The sequence below is a fragment of the Streptococcus gallolyticus subsp. gallolyticus DSM 16831 genome, assembly GCF_002000985.1.
Classification (GTDB): Bacteria; Bacillota; Bacilli; order Lactobacillales; family Streptococcaceae; genus Streptococcus; species Streptococcus gallolyticus.
Genome location: NZ_CP018822.1, coordinates 1547621 through 1565044, shown reverse-complemented (window position 1 = coordinate 1565044; position 17424 = coordinate 1547621). Strand labels below are relative to the sequence as shown.

Here is a 17424-nt window from a genome sequence, read left to right as displayed (position 1 = left end):
ACAATTAATATTAAGTATTAGCGTAGAAAATAGAATTCGGAGGAAAATATGTCACGTGCACAGAGTGTGATTTTAACAAATATGTGCTTAATTGAGGACGGTCAGGGGAATGTAGTCATGCAGATTCGTGACCCAAAACGTTATCGTTGGTCAGGTTATGCGCTTCCTGGAGGGCATATTGAGCCACACGAAGGCTTGGTTGAGTCTGTTATTCGTGAAGTTAAGGAAGAAACTGGTTTGACGATTAACAATCCACAATTAGTGGGAATGAAACATTGGTACACTAAAGAAGATGAACGCTACCTTGTTTTCTTATATCGAGCTTCTGACTACGTCGGTGATATTCATTCGACTGATGAGGGCGAAATTAAATGGGTTCCTCGCAAGGAATTACCAAAACTAGATTTAGCTTATGATATGCTCAATTTGCTTCGCGTTTTTGAGGAAGATGACCTCAACGAACTCTTTTACCGTGAACGTTTGAAAGATGATTTCTTACGCGAATTTTGGTAAGAAACAAAATTTTCTACTATAATGATGTAGTAAAAATAAAACAGCTTGGAACAATCGTTCTAAGCTGTTTTTGATAATTAATTTAGAAGGGGAAATGCTAGGTTTTAGATTACTTAACAGAACCGCCAGTAATACCTTCCACGTAGTATTTTTGCATAAACATGAAGAGTAATGTGATTGGAATGGCGATAATAACTGAACCTGCTGTAAATGACATGAACCAATCATTGATGGTATCTTGTTGCAACATTGAGAAGAGTCCAATGGCAACGGTGTATTTACTTGTCGCATCTCCTAAGATAACCTTAGCAAAGATGAAGTCAATCCAAGGTCCGATGAAAGCCATAAGCGCTGTATAAACGATAATTGGTTTTGAAAGAGGAAGTGTAATTTTAAAGAAAATATCAGCGCGTGTTGCTCCATCAATCATGGCAGATTCATCAAGTGAGTAAGGAATGGTATCAAAGAACCCTTTGGCAATATAGAAGCCTAGTGCCGCACCAGCTGAGTAAACCAAGACAAGGGCAAGAAGGGTTTGGTCAAGGTTAAAGGCTTTTAAGATGTAGTAAACGGCAATCATACTCATAAAGCCAGGGAACATATTAAGTACAAGCGCTAGTTTCAAGAAACCGTTGCGGTGTTTAAATTTGATACGACTGAGTGAGTAAGCCATAGCAACCGTGATAAAGGTTGAAATGATACAAGATGCTGTTGCAACTAGCAATGTATTTAAGAACCATTGTCCAAAAGGAAAGGCATCTGATGTGAATAGTTTGATGTAATTATCCAGCGTCCAAGTTTTTGGAATGAAGTAGTTAACATAAGCTGTTCCTTCGCCACGGAAACTTGTAAGGACAACCCAAACAATTGGAAAGAGCCAGATGATTGATAAAACAATCAGTAAAATATAGACAAACGTCAATCTTAATCGTTTTTTGTTTTTCATTATTTCGCAACCCCTTCCTTATAAGAACTTGTTCTTGTGTAAGCTAGAAGACTGAACACGGCAGAAAGAACAAAGATGATGATACCGATAACAGAAGCAAGGTTGTAGTCTGCTGCAGTAACTGTCAAATTGTAAAGCCATGTAACAAGCAAGTCTGTGCTACCAGCTTGATAGAAATTAGAGTTAGTAGGACCACCACCAGTAAGGAGGTAGATAACGTTGAAGTTGTTGATGTTACCGATAAATTGTTGAATCAAGTTCGGCATCATAACCAGTAAGATTTGAGGGAATGTGATTGATTTGAAAATCTGGAATTTGCTTGCTCCGTCAATTTCAGCAGCTTCAATTTGCTCTTGTGGCAAGTTCATGATGATACCAGTAGCAACCAACATTGTTACAGGAATACCAACCCACATGTTGACGATGATAATTGAGAACTTGGCCCAAAGCGGATCAGATAAGAACGGCAATGGATTAGCAGCTGAGACGAGTCCGATTTTTTCAAGAATAGCATTGATTGGACCAGCATCGCTAAGCAAGTTTCTCATGATAAGAAGTGAAATGAATTGTGGCACCGCAATGGTAATAACAAAGATTGTTCGCCACATTTTCTTCAATTTCAAACCTTTAGTATTGATAATAAGAGCTAAAATAATACCAAAGAAGAAGTTTGTTACTGTGGCAAATACTGCCCAAATCAAGGTCCAAGAAAGCACTGGGAAGAATGTTCCTGCCATACGACCGTTGAAGATATTACCAAAGTTAGTGAAACCAACCCAATCAAAGAGACTCTTTGGTGGTAGGTGATTGTGGTCATAACTTGTAAATGCCAAACAAATCATGTAAATCAATGGCAAGATAGTAAAGAGCAGAACACCAATCATTGGAATTGCCATCAAAGTCATGTGGAAACGACCATTAGCAAGTGTTTCAAAATCTTCTTTGAACGTTGGAATCTTTTTGTTTTCTTTATCTAGAACATAAAGATTACGCGCACTTTTTAGGTTACACCAGTAAATGTAAGCAAAGACAAGGCAGAAAATCAAGGCTGCTAAACCGAAGATTAGCATTAACATTGAGTTATCACCCTCAACAGCGACTTTCATCTTAATGCCACCAACTGTTTTCTCAACAAGTCCTTGTTCTTGCGTACCCAAAGTGATTAACCCTTGCAAACTCGGAATAATCGAAGTAACAAAAGTAATCAAAAATAGGATTTCTGAAAGTAAGAATAAACATCCCTTAATAATCTGTTTATGATAGAAATTTGAAAATCCCATAATCAGAAATGACAGTTTAGTATCAAAGCCACCTTTTTTGAAAGCTTCTTTAACAGATACACTGTCAAAATATTGTGAATTAATCATACAAAACTCCTTTTACATCATTATTGGAAGTCACTGCTAAAAGTTTTAAGCTTAAATATCTTAGCAATAACTTCTATAATGATTAACCTAAAAATAAAGTGGGGAAGTGACTCCCCACTTTAATACGTCTTACTCAGCAGCAGCTAAATCTGCGTCAAATTCTTGTAATTTAGTGAGGTAGTCACTACTTTGAATTTTACCATTATAGACATCGCTGAGAAGAGCAGCACTTTCAGTCCAGAATGTTGTCATTTGACTAAGTTTAGGTGTAACAACTGTGTAGTCAGATGATGACGCCATCTTGATGACTGCTTGTGCCAATTCGTTTGATTGAACGGTATCAGATTCTTGAACTTCTTTGTTCGCTGGGATGATGTTACGTCCTTCGTAAGTGAATTGGTTTTCTTGGCTTTCAGCGCTAGTCAACATTGAAGCAAGTTTGTAAGAAGCAGCGATACGGTCTGTATCAGAACCAGCAGGTGCTTGGTTTACAGCGAAAAGTTTAACACCAAGGAAAGCTTTTTGTTGAACAGTGTTTCCACCGATTGTTACAGTAGGGTAAACAGCGATACCGAGATTTTCTTCACCGATAGCTTCTTGTGCAGCTGACAAATCCCATGGTCCTGTTTCGATAGCAGCAACACTACCATCACCAAATTTAGACATAGCGTTTTCAGCTGTTAGGTTAACAAATCCGCTGTTTGAGTTTTGGTCTGAAATCCATTGGAGAACAGATACACCAGCTTCGTTACCCCAGTTTGTGCCATCAACTGTTTCACCGTCTTCTCCGAATAATGTGTCACCAACTGACATGAAAAGTGGGGCAGTAGCGTAAGCATTCATTGATTTGAAAGTAGCACCAAATGTAGCTTTGCTTGTAATTGTTTCATAGTTAGTAACATCTTCTTCAGAAAGTTTAGACTTATTATAGAAGAGAACTTGTGATTCAATACCGAATGGGAAGGCGTATGTTTTACCATTGTATTGAGCACCAGCAACTGCTTGGTCGGTATCGTTTTCAGCAATTTCGTTGGCATATTCTTCTGGAACTTCTTGAATAACACCAGATTCTACTAATTGACCAAGTTGGTCATGTGGGAGTGAAAAGACATCAGCAGCTTTTTCTGGGTCTTTTTTAACATTTTCTTGTGCTTTTGAATCGTTTGATTCAACAACTTTTACAGTGTAGCCAGATTCTTCTTCGAATTGTTTAACGACTTCTGAATAAGATTCTTTAGCGCCTGTTGGAACCCATAATTTAATAGTCTTGCTTGATGAAGAGCTTGAACTATTTGATGAGGAATTTGAGCAAGCGACTAATACGCTACCTGCGAGTGTAAGACCTGCACCAGCAAGGACCATTTTTTTCCATGTGTTCTTCTTCATGATTTCCCCTCCTAGAGAAAGATTAGTAATATTATTTTTACAGTTATATTATGCAACCGTTTGCAGATATTGTCAAGCGTTTTTTTGAAAAAAATTTAAAAAATTTGAGTTTTCAAACAAAAAAATAGTCACAAAAGCTGAATTTAAGCGGTTTCATAACGATAAAAAATTTTTTGTTAAAAAAGTTGCAGGATATAAAAGCAAACAATTGCAGAAAATCTGCTTTTATGTATAATAGGGAGTAAAATAAGATTTTGCAAGTAAAACCTTGTCAGCACTGTAAATCTATTATAAAATGAAAAGTGAAAAGGAGACTTAGATGGTTACAATAAAAGATGTAGCGGCTAAAGCTGGCGTGAATCCTTCAACAGTTAGCCGTGTTTTAAAAGATAATAAATCCATTTCTCAGAAAACAAAAGACAAAGTTCGGAAAGCGATGGCAGAGCTTGGTTATGTGCCCAATGTTGCTGCGCAAATGTTAGCAAGCGGTTTGACTTATAACGTTGGTTTGATTTTTCCACCATTAATGACTCCAGATCGTTTGAATGAACCTTTCTTTATGCAGATTTTGTCAACAATTACAAGTGAAGCAAAACTAAATGATTTTACGGTATCAATCGCAACAGGGATGACGGTTGATGAACTTGAAGAACAGGTTAAGTTAATGTACCGTCAGAAGCGCGTTGATGGTTTTATTATCCTTTATTCTGATCCTGACGATCCTGTTCGTAAGTATTTAATGGACAATGATGTGCCATTTGTTATCGTAGGAGCACCAGAAGGTTTTGAAAACGACATTACTTATATTGATAATGATAACCAATTAATGGGGAAAAAAGCAGTAGAATACCTTTACCAAAAAGGACATCGTGAGATTCTTTTTGTGACAGATGATTTAAAATCTGAAGTGTCATCAGAACGTTATTTTGGTTACCTACGTGGCATGGAGAAATTAGAGCTTGATAGCAATCCTGCACTCTTATTTGACCGTAGAGATCCTATGGTATTAGAAGAACTGATTCAAAAAATCGAAGAGAGCAAAGCAACCGCTTTAATTGTTATTGCAGATACGATTTCGGTTAGAATTACGCAGTTCTTATCTTATTATCAATTGAGTGTACCTGATGATATTTCGATTATTACTTTCAATAACTCAGCGTATTCAACCCTAGTTCACCCGTATTTAACAACCTTTGATATCAATGTTTCAAATCTTGGACGAACAAGTTTCAGAAGATTAGTAGAGTTGATTAAATCGCCTAAAACAGCTATTACTGAAAAAATTATTGTTCCATTTACACTTAGAGAACGTGAAAGTGTACGCCAATTACACGTCAATGATTAACTAAAAAGAGTTCAATAACTTTTTAGCTTTGTTTTAATACCCTATATCGCCTTATTAGCTAATGCTTTTTAGCTAGTAGGGCGATTTTTTTGTAAAAATTTTTTAAGAAAATAGTTGACTTACGCAAACGGTTGCGCTATAATTTGCAGTGTAAAGATAGTTGATAAAGGAGAAAACGTATGAAAAAACGTGCAAGTGGTGTATTGATGCATATCACATCGCTACCTGGAAAGCAAGGGGTGGGAACATTCGGACAAGAAGCCTATGACTTTGTTGATTTCTTAGTTGAAACTGACCAAACATACTGGCAAATTTTACCACTAACAACGACAAGTTATGGTGATTCCCCTTATCAATCGTTCTCAGCTACTGCGGGGAATACGCATCTGATTGACCTTGAACTCCTTAGTGAACAAGGTTACCTTGATAAAAAAGATTTTGAAACTGTTAATTTTGGTGATGATTTAGAGTCTGTTGACTACGCTCGTATTTTTGAATTGCGCCGTCCTATTTTGGAAAAAGCCGTCAAAGCCTTCTTGAGCCAAAAGGAAAATGTTGAAGCCTTAGCTGAATTTGAAAAAGATACTAGCTGGCTCCAAGATTTTGCAGATTTCATGGCAATTAAAGAATTTTTTGATAACAAAGCTCTACAAGAATGGGATGATAAAGCGGTTGTTAGACGAGAAGAAAAAGCTCTTGAAACTTACCGTGCTAAATTAAAAGACGCTATTCTTTACCATAAAGTCACTCAATATTTCTTCTATCAACAATGGGCTAAGCTCAAAGCTTATGCTAATGAAAATGGGATTGAAATTATTGGTGATATGCCAATTTACGTTTCAGCTGACAGTGTTGAAGTGTGGACAATGCCTGATCTGTTCAAAGTAGATAGTGATAAAAATCCACTTTGCATTGCTGGTGTTCCTGCGGATGAATTCAGCGATGATGGTCAGCTTTGGGGAAATCCAATTTATGATTGGAAAAACCATGCTAAGACGAATTATGCTTGGTGGGTTTACCGTATTCAAGAAGGCTTCAAATTGTATGACCTTCTTCGTATTGACCATTTCAAAGGCTTCTCAGATTATTGGGAAATCCGTGGTGACTACGAAACAGCAAATGACGGTAGTTGGGAACCAGGTCCAGGACGTGCTTTGTTTGATGTTGTCAAAGACGAACTTGGCGACCTTCCAATTATTGCTGAAAACCTTGGTTACATCGATGCAAAAGCTGAACAGTTGTTGACGGATACAGCTTTTCCAGGCATGAAGATTCTTGAATTTGGCTTCTATGACACCGAAGGAAAGAGTATTGATGCTCCTCATAACTGTAATAAAAATAGCGTTGCTTATACAGGAACACACGATAATGAAGTTATCAACGGTTGGTATGACAACTTGACTGACGAGCAAAAAGCATTTGTGAATGCTTACACTCACCGTAGTGACGATGAACCGATTGCACAAGCTATGCTTCGGACATTGTTTGCGACTGTTAGTGATGTTGCGATTGCGACAATGCAAGATCTACTTGATAAACCGGCTGATAGCCGCATGAATATTCCAAATACTGTTGGTGGCAACTGGCAATGGCGTATGCTTAAAGAAGATTTGACAGATGAGCGCAAAGCTTTCTTGAAAGATATTACAGCACTTTACTGCCGCAAAAATACATTTAAAACGACAATTAAAGAAGAAAAGGAAACTAAAAATGACAACTAATTTCACAAACTATCTCCAATCAAAAGGACAAAACCTTGCTGAATTGAGCAATGAAGATATTTACGTAGCGCTTTTGCATTACGTTAAAGAATTGGCGGCTGAAAAACCAAAAAACACAGCAAAACGCAAAGTTTACTACATTTCTGCTGAATTCCTTATCGGAAAACTATTGTCAAACAACCTTATTAACCTTGGCATCTACAAAGATGTTAAAGCTGAATTAGCAGCAGCAGGGAAATCAATTGCTGAAGTAGAAGATGTTGAACTTGAACCATCTCTTGGTAACGGTGGACTTGGTCGTTTGGCATCATGTTTCATCGATTCAATGTCAACACTTGGTATCAATGGTGAAGGTGTTGGTCTTAACTATCACTGCGGACTTTTCAAACAAGTTTTCGTTGATAACCAACAAGAAGCAGAAGCTAACTACTGGATTGAAAAAGATTCATGGCTTGTTCCAACTGATATCAGTTATGATGTGCCATTTAAAGATTTCACACTTAAATCTCGTCTTGACCGTATCGATGTTTTGGGTTATAAACGTGACACTAAAAACTATTTGAACTTGTTTGATATTGACGGTCTTGATTATGGTTTGATTCATGACGGTATTTCATTTGATAAGACGGAAATCAAGAAAAACTTGACACTCTTCCTTTACCCAGATGATTCAGATAAAAACGGTGAATTGCTTCGTATTTACCAACAATATTTCATGGTCTCAAATGCGGCACAGTTATTGATTGATGAAGCTATCGAACGTGGGTCAAACTTGCATGATTTGGCTGATTATGCTTATGTGCAAATCAATGATACTCACCCATCAATGGTCATTCCAGAACTTATCCGTCTTTTGACTGAAAAACATGACATTGACTTTGACGAAGCTGTTTCAATCGTGAAAAATATGGTTGGTTACACTAACCACACTATCTTGGCAGAAGCGCTTGAAAAATGGCCTCTTGACTACCTTAACGAAGTTGTTCCTCATTTGGTAACAATCATTGAAAAATTGAATACATTGATTGCTAGCGAATACTCTGACCCAGCTGTTCAAATCATTGACGAAGCTGACCGTGTTCACATGGCACATATGGATATTCATTTCTCAACATCTGTCAATGGGGTAGCTGCGCTTCACACTGAAATCCTTAAAAACAGTGAGTTGAAACCGTTCTATGATATTTATCCTGAAAAATTCAACAACAAAACAAACGGTATCACATTCCGTCGCTGGCTTGAATTTGCCAACCAAGATTTGGCTGACTATATCAAAGAACTTATCGGCGATGACTACTTGACTGATGCGACTAAGCTTGAAAAATTACTTGCTTTTGCTGATGATGAAGCTGTTCATGCTAAATTGGCTGAAATCAAGCACAATAATAAACTTGCTCTTAAACGTTACCTCAAAGAAAATAAAGGTATTGAACTTGACGAAAACTCAATTATTGATACACAAATCAAACGTTTCCACGAGTACAAACGTCAACAAATGAATGCTCTTTATGTCATTCACAAATACCTTGAAATCAAACGTGGTAACCTGCCAGAACGTAAGATTACTGTTATCTTTGGTGGTAAAGCAGCACCTGCTTACATCATTGCCCAAGATATCATTCACTTGATTCTTTGCTTGTCAGAAGTGATTAACAACGACCCAGAAGTTAACCAATACCTAAATGTTCACTTGGTTGAAAACTATAACGTTACAGTTGCTGAACACTTAATTCCTGCGACAGATATTTCTGAACAAATCTCTCTTGCATCAAAAGAAGCTTCAGGTACTGGTAACATGAAATTCATGCTCAACGGTGCATTGACTCTTGGTACAATGGACGGTGCCAATGTTGAAATTGCTGAATTAGCAGGAATGGATAATATTTATACATTTGGTAAAGATTCTGATACTATCATTGACCTTTATGCAACGGAAGGTTATGTATCAACTGATTACTATGAAAATGACCCAGTTATCAAAGAAGCTGTTGACTTCATCGTTAGTGATGAATTAGTGAAACATGGTAACGCAGAACGTCTTGAGCGTCTTTACAATGAATTGATTAACAAAGACTGGTTCATGACTTTGATTGACCTTAAAGAATACATTGCTGTTAAAGAACAAATGCTTGCTGATTACGAAGACCAAAAAGTTTGGATGACAAAAGTCGTTAAAAATATTGCCAAAGCTGGTTTCTTCTCATCAGACCGTACAATTGAACAATACAACGACGAAATCTGGCACAGCAACTAAGAAGTAACGCGCAATGTGAAAATACAAAAAAGGCTGAGAAATCAGCCTTTTTGCTATTTTATACAGAAATAATGTCAAAATGTTGAATTTTTATAAAAATATAAGTTGACAAATGTATAAAAATTAAATATAATGTATTTATATCAAAAAGAAAAGAGAAAATGATTATGAAGGTAAGTAAATTATTTGGTGGTTTAGCAGTAGCGGCTGCTTCGCTTTTCCTATTGTCAGCTTGTGGTTCTAGCAGTTCAGAAGATACATCAGTATCAGATATCAAAGACAAAGGAACACTTGTTGTTGCGTTGAACCCAGAGTTCGCTCCATTTGAATTTAAAACATTGGTTGACGGCAAAGATACTATTGTTGGGGCTGATGTTGAGATTGCTAAAGCTATTGCAGAAGAACTTGGTGTGGATGTCAAATTCTCATCAATGTCATTTAATAACGTTCTTGCAAGTCTCCAATCTGGCAAAGCAGACATTGCCATTTCAGGAATTTCAGCAACAGAAGAACGTAAGAAAGCTTATGATTTCTCAGACCCTTATTATGAAGCTGAGAATGTTGTTCTTATCAGAAAAACAGATATTGATAAATATACAGATACAGACTCTTTAGACGGTCTATCAGTTGGTACTCAAAAAGGAAGTATCCAAGAAACAGTTGCCTCTGAACAATTAACAGGTGCAAAAGTCGTTTCATTGACACAAAACAGTGAAATGATTAACGAATTAAAAAATTCACAAATTGAAGCAGTTGTCCTTGAAAAACCAATTGCCGAAGGTTATGTTGCAAATAACAGTGACCTTACTATTTCAGATATCACGTTAACGTCAGATGATGCTGATGCTTACGCTGTCGCCCTTCCTAAAGGTAGTACAAAATTAACTAAGAAAGTTAATAAAGTTATCAAGGAATTAAAAGAATCTGGAAAAATTGATCAGTTTATTCAAGAGGCTTACGAATTATCAGTAAGTGACTCTAGCGATTCTAGTGACTCTGACGACTAAGGAGATACTGTATGAAAAAGTTTTTTAGGGGATTTATCTTACTCATAATAGTAGGAAGTTTGTCAGCTTGTTCATCTTCGACAGGTGCCAGTCAATCCAGTATTCAAGATAAAGGAAAAATTGTGATTGCAACAGAGTCAGAATTTGCACCGTTTGAATTTAAAACACTAATTGATGGCAAAGATACTCTTGTTGGTGCCGATATTGAACTGGGAAATGCTATCGCTGATGCTCTTGGTGTTGATGCAGATTTTTCGGTAATGTCATTTAACAATGTATTGGCTTCGGTGACTTCTGGGAAAGCAGATATTGCAATCGCAGGAATTTCAGTAACGGACGAACGTAAGAAAGCTTATGACTTTTCGGACGCTTACTATGAGGCTGAAAATATTGTCATCATCAAAAAATCGGACGAGGCAACCTATACCACACTTGAAAGTTTGGCAGGAAAAGCAGTTGGTGCGCAAAAAGGTTCAATCCAAGAAAACATTGCGAAAGACCAATTGCCAGATTCGAGCCTTGTTTCCTTAACATCAAACGGCGAAATGATTAATGAATTGAAAAATAATCAGCTTCAAGCAGTTGTTTTGGAGAAAGCTATTGCCGAAGGCTATGTTTCACAAAATGACGATTTGATGATTGCAGATATGACCTTAGAATCAAGTGATACAGATGCTTACGCAGTCGCATTTGCGAAAGGAACAGATCAAGACTTAATCGATACCGTCAATGACGTTATCAAAAAAGCCAAAGATTCTGGTGATTTTGATGCTTGGCTTGAAAAAGCAGCGACTTACACACAAAGTAGTTCAAGTTCAGATGAATAATGTCAAGACTGAGAGCTTTTCACTCTCAGTTTTTATGTCATCATGGTAAAATGATGATAGTAATAGAAAGTCCATGAGGTTTGAGATGAAATTACCACGTTTTGGCGTTGAAGAATGGCTTAATGTCCATGAAAAGGAAGCAATCTATGATATTGCAGGCGTTTCAATTGATGCGCTGACTTTGCAAGAATTATTTAACTTGGCAGGCGTTTCGCAAGAAGAGTTTTACCAAGAATTATTAACTAAAAAGTTAAATTATGGTTGGATTGAAGGCTCACCTGAATTCAAAAAGGCAGTTAGTAATCTCTATCATTCGGTAGCAGAAAGTCAGATTCTTCAGACCAATGGGGCAACGGGAGCGAATATGTTGGTTTTATATGGATTGATTGAACCAAAAGACCATGTGATTTCTATCTATCCGACTTACCAGCAGTTGTATGATATTCCAAAATCATTGGGAGCTGAAGTTGACTTTTGGCAAGTCAAAGAGGAAAATAATTGGTTGCCTGATTTAGATGAATTGCGCCAGCTGATTCGCCCAAATACCAAAATGATTTGCATTAATAATGCCAACAATCCAACGGGAGCTGTTATGGACGATGAGTATTTGCAAGAGTTAGTTGCGATTGCGAAATCGTGTGGGGCTTATATTTTGGCAGATGAGGTTTATCGTCCGTTTACGACTAAAAAAGTTTCTTCTATTATGGATTTGTACGATAAGGGAATCTCGGTTAACAGCCTCTCAAAAACATTTTCATTACCTGGTATTCGTGTCGGCTGGGTAGTAGCTTGTGATGAGGTAACTGATATTTTACGAGATTATCGGGATTACACCATGATTTGTGCGGGCGTCTTTGATGATATGGTAGCCAGTTTAGCACTTGAGCATAAAGAAGCTATTTTGGCACGAAATCGCCATATTATCAGAGAAAATTTGGCAATTCTTGATCAATGGATTGCCTCAGAACCTAAAGCGTCTTACATTCGTCCTGCAGAAGTACCAACATCTTTTGTTAAGCTTGATGTTAATGTTCCAATCGAAGCATTTTGCTTAACGTTATTGCAAAAATATGGTGTTTTATTGGTTCCAGGAAATCGTTTTGATAGAGAAGGTTATGTTCGTTTAGGCTATTCTTGCCAGCAAGAAACACTAAAACAGGGCTTGCAGTTATTATCGGCATGTTTGAAAGAGTTTTAAGGAAATCTTGTAAAATACAACCGACTGACAAACTGAATTTTTATTCAAAAACTCGTTGACGTATTGCAAAAAAATAGCTAAAATAGAGATAAGTTTAAGAGAAAAGAGAATAAATATGAAAATCAAAAAAATATTTTTAGGGGTTCTTGCGCTTATTTCTGTGCTGACGTTAGCTGCTTGTGGCTCGTCATCAAATGAAAATTTACAAGAAAAAATTGTCAAAAAAGGGAAATTAGTTGTGGCTATCAGCCCAGACTACGCCCCGTTTGAGTTCAAGGCTTTGGTTGATGGCAAAGATACCATTGTTGGTGCTGATGTGGAATTGGCGCAAGCTATTGCTGATGAACTTGGTGTCGAGTTAGAACTATCATCAATGAGTTTTGATAATGTTCTTTCAAGTCTTCAAACAGGAAAAGCTGACATGGCAATCTCTGGTTTGTCTTATACTGAAGAACGTGCCAAAGTGTATGACTTTTCAGATGCCTATTATGAGACTGAAAATGCTATCTTAGTTAAAGCGAGTGATGTTGATACCTACACATCAGTTGATAGTTTGTCAGGCTTAAAAGTGGCAGTTCAAAAAGGAACGATTGAAGAAAATTTGGCAAAAGACCAACTATCAGATTCTAACATTGTTTCGTTAACAGCTATGGGTGAAGCCATTAATGAATTAAAATCTGGTCAAGTTCAAGCTGTCGATTTGGAAAAACCAGTCGCAGAAGGTTACCTTTCACAAAATTCTGACTTAGCTCTAGCAAGCTTTGCTCTTGAAACAGGCGAAGGTGACGCCAAAGCAGTAGCTATGCCAAAAGATAGCGGCGAATTGGTGAAAACGGTTAACAAAGTCATCAAAAAATTAGCCAAAGAAGATAAATACAAACAATTCATTTCAGACGCAGCACAACTTACAGGTGATGCGGTTGATGAAGATGAATAAAATAAAAGAGGCTGGGACAAAGTACCCAGCTTCTTTGTTTACATAGCGATTATTTACAAGGTGCAGTGGCTTGGACTTCAATAATCTGGTGATAGACCGTTTTTGGTCAGCAACAAGAAATTAAGATTTGCTGAGGAATCAAGTTTCTACGAAACTACTGATTCGCTTTTTAATTTCTAGGCTCATGAATAAAGTCTCCACTGGAGACTTTATTTGTCCCACTCCCTTTTATATCACCCCCAAAAAAACGACCACCGTTGGCAGTCGTTCTTAGGAGATTATGAAAAAGAAAGTTTATTAGGATTGTTTATAGTATAGAGGGAGAATCTTAAAGAAATCATAAGGTATAAAATAGATTTTGAATTTAAAATTCTAGCTCAAAAAATTCAAGATATGCTTAATATTATCTTGAGTATAAAATATAGGATCCTCGTGTTTAGCAGTTGTTATTTTTGTGAATTGAATATCAATGCCAGGTAATTGTGCTAGTTGCTCAGCAAAATGAACCGATTGCAAATAAGGTACCATGATATCTTTTTCTCCTCCCACTTGAACAACTGCTTTTAATTTAAAGTCGTTAGGAAGAAAATCTAGATAAGTTTTCCAGTAACTCTTGTCACAGGCAGCTTTATCATGATAGATATTATCAACACCTAAAAAGTCACTTTCAAATTTTCCTTCTCCAGCAGTAGGATTATCGAGAGAGCGATATTCGGATTGCATTGTGTAAAATTCAACGGGAGCATAAAAGCTAACTAAACCATTAACTTGCGGAGACTGGTCACTATTTTCTGAAACATCACCGTTTAAAGTAGGTACTGTCGGGGTTAGAGCTGTCATTAGTGCTAAGTAAGCTCCTGCAGATTCACCCCAGATAGTCATTTGGTTTATGTCAATCTGGTATTCTTCACTGTGAGCTTTCAAATAACGAACAGCGGCTTTGACATCTGCTAATGCGGCTGGAAAAATGGCATCTTGTGATTTTCGATAATCAACAGAAGCTACTAAGATGCCTTTAGCCAGTGCCTCGTTGATAATCGGCTGAATTAATGGCATTTTTTGGTCACCAAAAGTGAATGCACCACCATGAACTAGAATAATTGCAGGGCACTTTTTCTCTTGATTTTCTGGAAAATAAATATCCATAACTTGTTTTTCAGATTGCTTAGCGTAAGCAACTGTTTTTACACTTAAAACCATATTAATTAAATTCCTTTCTTGAGATGATTATAAAAGTAAAACGTTTCCAGTATTATAACATACTCCTTGAAAAAGATATTATTTTAGAATTGATTAACAGTAGATGCTTAGTTTAAAAAATCTTGAGTGTTTTTTTAATGATAAGCATAATTGTTGACGATTGCTTGAAAAAAAGGCAAACTATTACTAATTTAAAACGCAAATCATATAGAAAACTAGGAAAATTATTTATGAAATCTATTTCTCAAATTATGCTGTATGTGGAAGATACAGAAAAATGTGCGACATTTTGGGTGGAAAAAATTGGCTTTACCTTAAAACAAACAATGCTTGGACCAGCTGAAACGACAGCGTTTGTTCTTGTTCCACAAGCTGATTCTGAAACAGCAATTGTATTACTGAATAAGAGGGCAGTAGCAGAATATTCTCCAGAAGTGAATCTCGAAACACCGTCGTTGATGTTTAGTTGTGATGATGTCAAACAGACTCGTGAAAATCTTACAAGACTTGGTGTTGTAGTTGGTGATATTGTTCAAATTGGAAACGTGTTGACATGTAATTTCTGTGATCCTGAAGGGCATTATTTTGCTTTCTCAGAATCAAAATAATATCAAAAAACGACCACCATTGGCAGTCGTTCTTAGGAGATTATGAAAAAGAAAGTTTATTAGGATTGTTTATAGTATAGAGGGAGAATCTTAAAGAAATCATAATTATCATGCCAGAAAATTTTTAATTATAAAAGTTTACTTGTAGCATAACTGAAATCATTTCTTTAAATTGAGATGTTACAATGACCCTGAGTTGAAGCGTGATTTAGCTCAAAATATGAATACAGAGGATATTTCTTATGTTTACTGAGACTTTTAAAAATGTTTTAAATCATGAGGGTGTTGTTTCAATAACGTCGTGGGGTGAAGAAATGCCGCATGTTACGTGCACTTGGAATTCTTATCTTGTTTTAAAGGGAGATAATCGGATACTCTTGCCAGTAGCGGGGATGCATAGTACAGAAAAGGATTTAAAGGTTAATCCGAATCTTATTCTGACATGTGGTGCTCGTCAAGTAGAGGGATTTAACGGCTATCAAGGGACGGGGTTTAGAATATTAGGAACGGGTAGATTGGTCAATGAGGGCGCAGAATTTGACGAAATGAAAACAAAATTTCCATTTTTGCGAAGTGTCTTGGAAGTAACCGTTACAGAAGCAAAACAACTGCTATAATAATCACACGTGGTAAAAGCTGATTGGTGCTGATTTAGTCATCAGTTGGCTTTTTTGTCAAGGTTACCATTTTACGATTTTATTTTGAATATGATATAATGAAGAAATTAATACTATTATCAGTAGTGCAACAACAAACAACACGCAACAGGTGGGGTATACAGTTAAACCGGAATGTAGGGTGATAGATTATGAAGAAAATGCAGATTAATAATCCCAATGGAAGTATTGCTTACTGGAAATCAGATGTCTTTGTTTTATCCAGAGATACTCTGTTCTTTCTTCATGGATTGACAGCAGATCATACGATGTTTGAACAACAATTTTTATTTTTTGAAAATGATTATAATATCATCGCATGGGATGCACCAGCACATGGGGAGTCTCGCCCTTACGTCTCTTTTACCTATGGTGAGGCTGCAAATGCCATAAAAACAATCCTTACTGAATGTGGTATATCGCAGGTTATTCTAATCGGACAGTCTATGGGCGGGTATATCTCGCAGGCGTTCATAAGGCAATATCCAGAAATGGTGAAGGCCTTTGTATCCATTGACTCATCACCGTATGGCAATTACTATTCAAAATCTGATATGTGGTGGCTACATCAAATTGAGTGGATGGCAAAATTATTCCCTGAGAAATTATTGAAATCATCTATTGTGAAGCAAAATACTATCACGAAATGGGGTCGAGAAAATATGGCAACAATGATTGCCAAGTATGATAAAACGGAGCTGTGCCACCTCATGGGAATTGGATATGCAGGGTTTCTAGAAGATAATCAAGAACTGTCTATACCTTGTCCGACACTCTTGATAGTAGGTGAAAAGGATACCACAGGTAAGGTGAAAGCCTATAACAGAGAATGGTCTAAAAGAACAGGATTTCGGTTAGTTTGGATTGCTGATTCTGCCCATAATTCCAATGTTGATAATCCTGTAACAGTGAATAAACAAATTGCCGCTTTTCTTAACACTTTGAGATAACTGTCGAAATGCCAGAAGCAAGAAAAATACACACTAAATAACAAAAAGACGACCGCATTTCTGCAGTCGTCTTTTAGGAGATTATGAAAAAGAAAAGTTTTAGGATTGTTTATAGTATAGTGAGGGAACCTTAAAAAAATCATAAGTGTGATGGAAATTTTGCTGAAAACATTTTTTAAATTTTTATGGCATTTAGCGCGTGTAAGTGTCTAGAGTTTTGGGAAATGAAAAATAAATAGAGAAAACCAAGGAAGAACGGAGAAATCTGTTCCTCCTTTTTCTGTTTCTAAATCAAAACGAAAGGACACAAAACCATGGCTGATGAATTAGAACTCGTGATGGATATTGAGACATTAGAAATTTTTGAAGTCATTTCTTCTGATGATAACAGTAAGGATGATTTAGAATCACCAGAAGAAGTGGTAGAAAAACAAGTATTAACTTCAAAGTCCTATCACACTAATGCTGTTCAGTTGACCTTATTGCTGTTAACCTAGCTAGTTTTGAAG

At 36.7% G+C, this 17424-nt stretch carries 16 protein-coding genes; 12 read left to right on the top strand and 4 right to left on the bottom strand.

Features of this window, described 5'->3' with window-relative positions:
• Positions 1 to 48: 48 nt before the first annotated feature.
• A complete protein-coding gene (locus BTR42_RS07865; RefSeq protein ID WP_061459716.1) occupies positions 49 to 513 on the top strand; it encodes an 8-oxo-dGTP diphosphatase in 465 nt (154 codons plus the stop codon).
• Between the two features lie 109 nt (positions 514 to 622).
• Here BTR42_RS07865 and BTR42_RS07860 read toward each other — a convergent pair whose 3' ends face one another.
• The 3 genes from BTR42_RS07860 to BTR42_RS07850 form a co-directional block, all read right to left on the bottom strand.
• Positions 623 to 1459 carry a sugar ABC transporter permease gene (locus tag BTR42_RS07860; RefSeq protein WP_009854493.1) on the bottom strand — a complete coding sequence of 279 codons (837 nt, stop codon included), beginning with the start codon at positions 1457 to 1459 and terminating at the stop codon, positions 623 to 625.
• Positions 1459 to 2826, bottom strand: a complete 1368-nt coding sequence (locus BTR42_RS07855; RefSeq protein ID WP_061458734.1) for a carbohydrate ABC transporter permease — start codon at positions 2824 to 2826, stop codon at positions 1459 to 1461. The genes BTR42_RS07860 and BTR42_RS07855 overlap by 1 nt, the downstream gene beginning before the upstream one ends.
• A 129-nt stretch (positions 2827 to 2955) precedes the next feature.
• The gene (locus BTR42_RS07850; protein WP_009854491.1) at positions 2956 to 4212 is read right to left on the bottom strand and encodes an extracellular solute-binding protein; all 1257 of its coding nucleotides are present in this window, start codon (positions 4210 to 4212) and stop codon (positions 2956 to 2958) included.
• A 319-nt stretch (positions 4213 to 4531) separates the two neighbouring features.
• Between BTR42_RS07850 and BTR42_RS07845 the strand changes: the two genes are divergently transcribed.
• From BTR42_RS07845 to BTR42_RS07815, 7 genes are all read left to right on the top strand, one after another.
• Positions 4532 to 5557, top strand: a complete 1026-nt coding sequence (locus BTR42_RS07845) for a LacI family DNA-binding transcriptional regulator (protein WP_009854490.1) — start codon at positions 4532 to 4534, stop codon at positions 5555 to 5557.
• Positions 5558 to 5736: 179 nt separating this feature from the next.
• Positions 5737 to 7278, top strand: a complete 1542-nt coding sequence (gene malQ, locus BTR42_RS07840) for a 4-alpha-glucanotransferase (protein ID WP_012962135.1) — start codon at positions 5737 to 5739, stop codon at positions 7276 to 7278.
• Positions 7268 to 9532: a glycogen/starch/alpha-glucan family phosphorylase gene (gene glgP / locus BTR42_RS07835; protein ID WP_077497141.1), complete on the top strand. Its 2265-nt coding sequence runs from the start codon at positions 7268 to 7270 to the stop codon at positions 9530 to 9532. The genes malQ and glgP overlap by 11 nt, the downstream gene beginning before the upstream one ends.
• 167 nt (positions 9533 to 9699) lie before the next feature.
• Complete coding sequence (locus BTR42_RS07830) at positions 9700 to 10539, top strand: ABC transporter substrate-binding protein (RefSeq protein WP_370289672.1); 840 nt, start codon at positions 9700 to 9702, stop codon at positions 10537 to 10539.
• A gap of 11 nt (positions 10540 to 10550) precedes the next feature.
• Positions 10551 to 11366 carry a transporter substrate-binding domain-containing protein gene (locus BTR42_RS07825; RefSeq protein ID WP_077497139.1) on the top strand — a complete coding sequence of 272 codons (816 nt, stop codon included), beginning with the start codon at positions 10551 to 10553 and terminating at the stop codon, positions 11364 to 11366.
• An 85-nt stretch (positions 11367 to 11451) separates the two neighbouring features.
• Positions 11452 to 12564 carry an aminotransferase gene (locus tag BTR42_RS07820; protein ID WP_077497137.1) on the top strand — a complete coding sequence of 371 codons (1113 nt, stop codon included), beginning with the start codon at positions 11452 to 11454 and terminating at the stop codon, positions 12562 to 12564.
• A gap of 115 nt (positions 12565 to 12679) precedes the next feature.
• Positions 12680 to 13501 (top strand): ABC transporter substrate-binding protein, encoded by an 822-nt coding sequence (locus BTR42_RS07815; RefSeq protein WP_014294807.1) that lies wholly within the window; start codon positions 12680 to 12682, stop codon positions 13499 to 13501.
• Between the two features lie 372 nt (positions 13502 to 13873).
• Here BTR42_RS07815 and BTR42_RS07810 read toward each other — a convergent pair whose 3' ends face one another.
• Entirely contained in the window at positions 13874 to 14701 is an 828-nt protein-coding gene (locus BTR42_RS07810; protein ID WP_077497135.1) for an alpha/beta hydrolase, read from the bottom strand.
• 230 nt (positions 14702 to 14931) lie between these two features.
• On the opposite strand from BTR42_RS07810, the gene BTR42_RS07805 reads away from it, so the two are divergent.
• The 4 genes from BTR42_RS07805 to BTR42_RS07790 all read left to right on the top strand — a co-directional run bounded on the left by BTR42_RS07805 (position 14932) and on the right by BTR42_RS07790 (position 17412).
• A complete protein-coding gene (locus BTR42_RS07805; protein ID WP_012962128.1) occupies positions 14932 to 15309 on the top strand; it encodes a VOC family protein in 378 nt (125 codons plus the stop codon).
• A gap of 242 nt (positions 15310 to 15551) precedes the next feature.
• Entirely contained in the window at positions 15552 to 15926 is a 375-nt protein-coding gene (locus BTR42_RS07800) for a pyridoxamine 5'-phosphate oxidase family protein (protein WP_077497133.1), read from the top strand.
• A gap of 191 nt (positions 15927 to 16117) precedes the next feature.
• On the top strand, positions 16118 to 16915 hold the full coding sequence (locus BTR42_RS07795) for an alpha/beta fold hydrolase (RefSeq protein ID WP_077497131.1): 798 nt from the start codon (positions 16118 to 16120) through the stop codon (positions 16913 to 16915).
• A gap of 314 nt (positions 16916 to 17229) precedes the next feature.
• Positions 17230 to 17412 carry a hypothetical protein gene (locus tag BTR42_RS07790; protein ID WP_231873047.1) on the top strand — a complete coding sequence of 61 codons (183 nt, stop codon included), beginning with the start codon at positions 17230 to 17232 and terminating at the stop codon, positions 17410 to 17412.
• Positions 17413 to 17424 lie beyond the last annotated feature (12 nt).